At 61.2% G+C, this 6000-nt stretch carries 5 protein-coding genes; 2 read left to right on the top strand and 3 right to left on the bottom strand.

Going from position 1 to position 6000, the window contains the following annotated elements; all coding sequences use genetic code 11:
• Positions 1-280: 280 nt before the first annotated feature.
• On the top strand, positions 281-415 hold the full coding sequence (locus EAO80_RS19325; RefSeq protein WP_449404313.1) for a DUF7503 family protein: 135 nt from the start codon (positions 281-283) through the stop codon (positions 413-415).
• On the opposite strand, the gene EAO80_RS00515 is transcribed toward EAO80_RS19325, so the two are convergent.
• Positions 395-2527, bottom strand: coding sequence for a hypothetical protein (locus EAO80_RS00515; RefSeq protein ID WP_122087993.1), 2133 nt, complete (start codon positions 2525-2527; stop codon positions 395-397). The two genes, EAO80_RS19325 and EAO80_RS00515, sit on opposite strands and share 21 nt — an antisense overlap.
• A gap of 166 nt (positions 2528-2693) precedes the next feature.
• On the opposite strand from EAO80_RS00515, the gene EAO80_RS00520 reads away from it, so the two are divergent.
• Entirely contained in the window at positions 2694-3407 is a 714-nt protein-coding gene (locus EAO80_RS00520; protein ID WP_122087994.1) for a DUF7504 family protein, read from the top strand.
• Between the two features lie 132 nt (positions 3408-3539).
• On the opposite strand, the gene artA is transcribed toward EAO80_RS00520, so the two are convergent.
• Together artA and EAO80_RS00530 are read right to left on the bottom strand one after the other, a co-directional pair.
• Positions 3540-4439 (bottom strand): archaeosortase A, encoded by a 900-nt coding sequence (gene artA / locus EAO80_RS00525; protein WP_122087995.1) that lies wholly within the window; start codon positions 4437-4439, stop codon positions 3540-3542.
• 137 nt (positions 4440-4576) lie between these two features.
• The coding region (locus EAO80_RS00530; protein ID WP_122087996.1) for a BGTF surface domain-containing protein at positions 4577-6000 on the bottom strand (1424 nt) is incomplete at its 5' end.

Raw genomic sequence — 6000 nt, forward strand, 5'->3', positions numbered from 1 at the left:
CCACAAGATATTTATTTATAAGTAGATATTATGATCTATGATATGTAGACTGATATATTTATAGCGTATTCATAAGTAAAACATGTCAATAGTACCGACAGATATTATATCCAATCTCACCAACACTCAAACCAGCAAACCGGCCGATGGGAAGCGAAGACCCATTCCTATAATTTATACAACACTTTTATTCCTTATCCTTACTAGTTTAAATGACTAGATTTAATATCTATAATCTTCGAATAAATTCATAGTGGTGGGTGTCAATGGTGAGATCGTGATGTCCGACGACACCATCAAAACGTACCTGGCGAATCACCCCCGAATGACCGGCGTCCTGTTCACCATGCTGCTGCTGCTCACGCAGGCGGGGAACGCGGCAGCGGGCAGCAACCTAACGGTCGCCGGCCCCTAATTCAAAACAATCTTGTGAGATACTATCGCTCCAGTATAAATTACTGTTATATCTGATTGGAAGATTCTCCAAATCTAAAAATGAGGTTAGCTGCGATTCAGTCAGTTCGAACGTAGCAATTGAGCCTGAATTAAGATAGTACTCTTCGTTGTCCTCTATCCTTGGGAAAATCAGACTCCCCATACCTTCCATTGATGTGACGTAGGCCACTATTTCTACGACAAATTCTTCTGATTCTTCGCTTACAAAACAGACTGTTGGCGTTCCAGTTTCACTCTGCACAACGGTCATTCCCCCGTTCCCGACGACGATATACTGCTCGCCCATGACGTCCTCGTCCTTCGCGACTTCGAGGGCCGCCCGTAGGGGGAAACCGTTGTTCAACAGTCGGGCCAGCGCCGAGCCGATCTTCACCGCGCCGGCGTTGATCACGTCGGTCAGGGTGACGATCCCGCCGATCGCGCCGCCGTCGATCAGGGCCATCCCTTGATCGTACGAACGACAGCCGTTGAGGAGGAAGGCGTCGACGCCGATCCCGTCGAGTTCCGTCGCGTCGAGACGTCCGTCCACACACTCGAACCCGTCGGGTTCGATGTGGCCGATGTAGTGTAGGAAGTCGAGGTCGCGTTCGAGCACCGAGCGCAGCTCCGCACGCGTGAGGTTTCGATGGGCGGTCACGTCGAAGGGAAGCTCCTCACGCGAGCCGTAGACGTCGTCGACCAGATCCCGCTCCTCGTCCATCTCGGTGTCGTTACAGACGACGCCGATAGAGATGTCGCCTGCCGACTGCTCGCGCGCGAGTCGGTTCCTGTAGGCCTGCGGCGTGGCCTTGCTCGCCCCCATGGGCGTCTCGCTACCGACCCATATCTGCTCGATCGAGCCCGTCCGGGCGGGTTCGACGAACGACTCCGCCTGGGCGGGCGCGGCGGCCGCGGCCTCGCGCGTGCTACGCGTGAACGAGTTTCTGAGAAAGCCCTCGATAGCGGTCGATCCGCGCTCCGTCGTCGCGCCCGCACCCGTGTTCGGGGTTCTGACTACCGCCAGGTCGTTGACCAGAAACGGGAGCATCTCGATGCTCTCGGGCGTCGCTGCGACGTGCGAGGTGAGTTTCCACTCGGGGAGGTGAGCCTCGATCGTCGAGTAGGGGACCGAGAGATACGCCTCCAGCCGGGCGGTGATCGACTGCCCGTACAGCGCCTCGAAATCGAGGTCGACGTGGTGCTCTATCTGCTGGCGTTCGTGGAGGTCGATGGGATAGAGCCCTTCCGTCCGGGTGATGCAGTCGAGGAAGAATGACTGTTTCAACACCTGTTCGACCGACCGTTCGAATCGTTCGTCGCTTCCGAGCGAATGGGAGTAACCCGAATCGGCGCGGATTTCGGGCTCGTCGGCGGGCTCGACGCTCGCGCCGAGGTAGTACGCGAGCGGTGCCACGACGTAGGCGTGACGGAGCGTCGGCGGTATCCCGATCGTGATACCCGTCTCCGGCGGCGACAGTCCGTCGGGGATCGAAAGCACCGACCCTCGTTCGATCGTCGGCGGATGGCCGCGAAGCGTCGGATAGGAACGCTCGGGGCTCGTCGTCTTCAGCGCCGAGCCGAACGTCGATATCGCTTTCATCAGGTCCTCGGGCTCGTCGGTCGTCGTGACGGTCGCCGCCGGTCGGTCGTGTTTCGATCGTGCGCCGACCGCGACGGCCGTCGGATCGGGGAAATCGAGCCGCATTCCGGCGACATCGGTGGTGATCTCGAATGCGCTCTCCGCACGGAGATACAGCTTCATCGGGGCGCACAGCTCGATGCTGTACGTTCCTGACGGGAACGACCTGTGGGTGAACTGACCCGGTTCGGCGAGCATTCGACCCGCTTCGTCCCTGATGTACGTCGCGATCACCGTCGGGAGGGTGATCGAGCCGGTCTCGACCGAGACGGCACTGTCGACCGGGAAACGAAACGACTCCGTTCCGATCCGAGCGGGGGGAGTCGTTCCCGCGAGGGAAAGCGAGTAGCGCCGGCGTTCGACGGTGTCGATGATATCGAGAGTCTCGTCGTCGTACTCGAACTGTATCGTCACCGGCTCGGCCGTCTTTCCTTCGGGAACCGATGGAGCCATAGCGTCACCTTATGATAGCATCGATATCCGACAAAAAACTATCGACCCGCTTGTTTATCAGGGATGACATCTGAGCCGCGGTTTCCGGCCCGATACGACCGGATTCGATTGCGGATCGAGCGGGCGCAACGTTTATGTTTTAATCCATTGAAAAGACGGACGGAGAATGGGACGAGAGCAGAGACCCGGGAACGCGGACTACGAGGAGACGACGGCTCTCGTACAGAAGCTCGACGCGCTCAAGCAGCGCGGGTCGAACCTCCTCGTCGTCGGTTCGCGAATGCCCGACGCCCACGAGACGGCCTGCCGACAGTTCCTCGGCGAAACCACGACGGAAGCCCGGCGACGACTGTTCGTCCTCGCGGACACCGCTCGATCGAGTTCGGACCGTCCGTCGCTCGCCACCGCCGACCCCGACCGCCACGCGGTCGTTCGCTACGACACGGCCGCCCGGAGTGCCGCAGTGACGGCGACGAACCTCGCGACGACGCCGGACGCCGCCCCGCCCACCGAGCGGGCAACCGAGAACGAGCTGGGCCGGTTGGGGACCGCCATCTCGGAGGTGGTCGCCGAGTTCGAGGCAACCAGCGGCGGGCTCTCGGCCGCGGAACTGCGCCTCTGTTTCGACTCGCTTACACCCCTGATATCGGAGCACGATCCCGAGACGGTCTTTCGGTTCCTCCACCTCCTCACCCACCGCGTGCGGGGCGTTGGCGGGATGGGACACTACCACCTCACGGCCGACCGCTCGAACCGGACGGTCGCGCTGCTCGAACCGTTGTTCGACGCGGTGATCGAACTCTGTTTTCGCGACGGTGAGCTCTACCAGCGCTGGTATCTGCACGACGGCGGACTGACGACCGGTTGGCTTCAGCTGTAGGCGTCCCCGTAAATCCCGTCGGCCGGACACTGCGAGTGCTGACAGCCGACAAGACTCGCGTTGCGTTCATCGACCGGAAAACGAGGCCGCCACCGCTGCGCGTACCGAACAGCCACCAGCGGGAGCCGTCGTTCAGACCCGCCGGTCCCCACTCCGGACGTCGTACTCCTCGCCGGTGAGGAGGTACGCCAGGTCCTCGACGACCACGTACAGCTCCGGTAGAAGTCGCACGACGATCCACGCGATCGCGAGCAAAGCGATCACCGCGAGCCCCTGCGAGAGGACCCGGTCGGCGACGAAAAACGAGACGCGAACGGGGTCGTCGAGTCCGAAGGCCCACATCACCGGATCGACGAGGAACCCCTGGGCGAACAGCTGGTGGCCCGTGGAGTAGGCGATGAAGACGTTGCGCGCGATGTTGAGCACCCAGATGATCGAGACTGCGACCGCGAGGGCACCGAGTCGGCGTGTGAGCGGCGCCCGAACCGCCGCGATCAACCCGCCGAAGATCGCGATGCTCCCGATTCCGGTGCAGGCGAAGATGATCCGCGTCGAGTACTGCTGACCCGACGGGAGAGTGAAGGCGAAGGTGTTCCGCAGGCCGGCCGCGTCGGTCTCGAAGGCGGGCGTCGAACCCAGTAGTCCGAGTCCGGCATGGGTTTGGGCCGCGACGATCTCGATCAGCGTGTCGTGAAACACGGGAATCGCGCCGAACGGGAGGTAGATCAGTCCCATGACGCCCACCGCACGCGAGAGGACGAGCAGGGAGTCCCGTCCCCGAAGGAGTCGGCCGGCGACGTACACACAGGCGGGAACGGCGACCACAGCCAGAACCGTCTGAACGATGCTGCGGTGCTCGAAGGCGAAGTACGGGACCATCAACAACCAGAAGAGCCCGAACAGCGCCCACGCACCGGCAATGATCCGGCGCGCGGTGACCCTGTCGCGCCAGTCGGCGGCGATCCCGACGAGGAAGAGCCCGATGACCACCCACCCCATGGCGTCGGTGATCGGTGTCAGGTCGGGAAGCATACCCGGACGAACGGGTTCATTTCTAATATATTTGTCGGGTTATGGTATGAAAATAGCAGCGCCAGCGGTGGGCGATCGGAGTTAAAAAAAACGAGGTGTCAGCGGGACCGGACGGGCGTCCGGTTAGTTCTCAGCGATCAGGCGCGGTTCCGGAACGCGATGCCGGCCGCTGCCAGCAGCGCGATCAGGGCGACCGCGATCCCGAAGCCAGGCTGGTCCTCGGTGTCGTCATCGTCACTACCATCGTCACCGTCGTCGGATGTGTCGTCGCCATGGTCGGACTTGTCCTCGTCGTCGGATGTGTCGTCACCATGGTCGGACTTGTCACCGTCGTCGGACTTGTCCTCGTCGTCGTGAGACTCGACGAACACACCAGTGACACTGTCGGTAGCGTTACTGTTGGGGTCCTCGATCTCGACGTCGAGTTCCTCACCGGCTTCGTGATCGCTCACGTTGAAGTCGGCTTCGATGGTGCCGTCGTCCTGGACCTGAACGGTCTGGTTCAGGGTTTCGGACTCGTTCAGATCGAGTCGAACATCGACGTCCGAACCGGGCGCGATGTTCGTTTCACCGGAGACCGTGCTGTTCTCGTCGAGTTCGACCTGCAGGCGATCGTCGTCGTCGAGGTCACCGGTGACCGCGACGGATCGCTCGTCCACACTGAAGCTCGTGGTACACTCGACGTCCTCGTCGACGTAGTCGAAGTCCTCAGTGGTGGTGAACGTCACGTCGTACTCCTCACCCGCTTCGACGACGCCCTCAGTGTCGAGGACGAAGAACAGTCGGTCGTTCTCGGGATCCTCGACGATTTCGACGTCACTACCGTTGAGTTCGGTGGGTGCCTCGTAGGTGTCAGGGTTGGTCTGCACCATCTCGAGGGTGATCTCCTCGCCGAAGTCACCCTCGTCGAGGAGGCCGAAGACGCCAGACGCATCGACGCCCACGACGACGTAGTCGCCTTCAGCGACGTCGTCACCCTGGGTCGTCGCGTTCTCTAGGTCCTCGACGTCGGTTTCGTTGTCGAGGTCAGCGTCGCCGGGAGCGACGCCGACCGTCGCGTTACCGATCGAACCGTCGCTCAGTTCGAGGGTAGCGGAGTCGGCCTGTTCGAGGTCCTCGACGTCAACACGGTCGCTGTCTTCGACGGTCCGGACGTCGATGCTGTCACCGTCCTCGTTCACGTAGAGGTCGACGGTGTACGTCCCCGTGTTGAGGCGAGTATCGGCCGTGATAGTTCGCTCATCCAGGACAGTGACGGACGCGTTCTCGCTGTCCGTAGAGAAGGTGTCAGCGCCGTCCTGACCGGCGTTGTAGGTGTTGAACGAGACGTTCACCTCGTCCTCACCGCCGGAGTCGATGTGAAGGTCGGCCCAGTAATCGACGTTCTCGTCCTCTATGACGAGGACCGCCTCATCGGCGTTCTCCATGTCGATGGTGAACTCGACGACGTCACCGGCTTCCTCGTCGTAGTCCGAGGAGTCCAGTGCCGAATCGGTGGCGTTCTCGTCAGTGTCGTTGCTGTCGTCAGTGTCGTTGCTGTCGTCAGTGTCGTTGCTGTCGT

This window comes from Halalkalicoccus subterraneus, assembly GCF_003697815.1.
Taxonomy (GTDB): Archaea; Halobacteriota; Halobacteria; order Halobacteriales; family Halalkalicoccaceae; genus Halalkalicoccus; species Halalkalicoccus subterraneus.

Excerpts from the sequence above, each read along its gene's own strand:
- EAO80_RS00515 (WP_122087993.1), bottom strand. The coding sequence starts at position 2,527 with ATGGCTCCATCGGTTCCCGAAGGAAAGACGGCCGAGCCGGTGACGATA.
- EAO80_RS19325 (WP_449404313.1), top strand. The coding sequence starts at position 281 with ATGTCCGACGACACCATCAAAACGTACCTGGCGAATCACCCCCGAATG.
- artA (WP_122087995.1), bottom strand. The coding sequence starts at position 4,439 with ATGCTTCCCGACCTGACACCGATCACCGACGCCATGGGGTGGGTGGTC.
- EAO80_RS00520 (WP_122087994.1), top strand. The coding sequence starts at position 2,694 with ATGGGACGAGAGCAGAGACCCGGGAACGCGGACTACGAGGAGACGACG.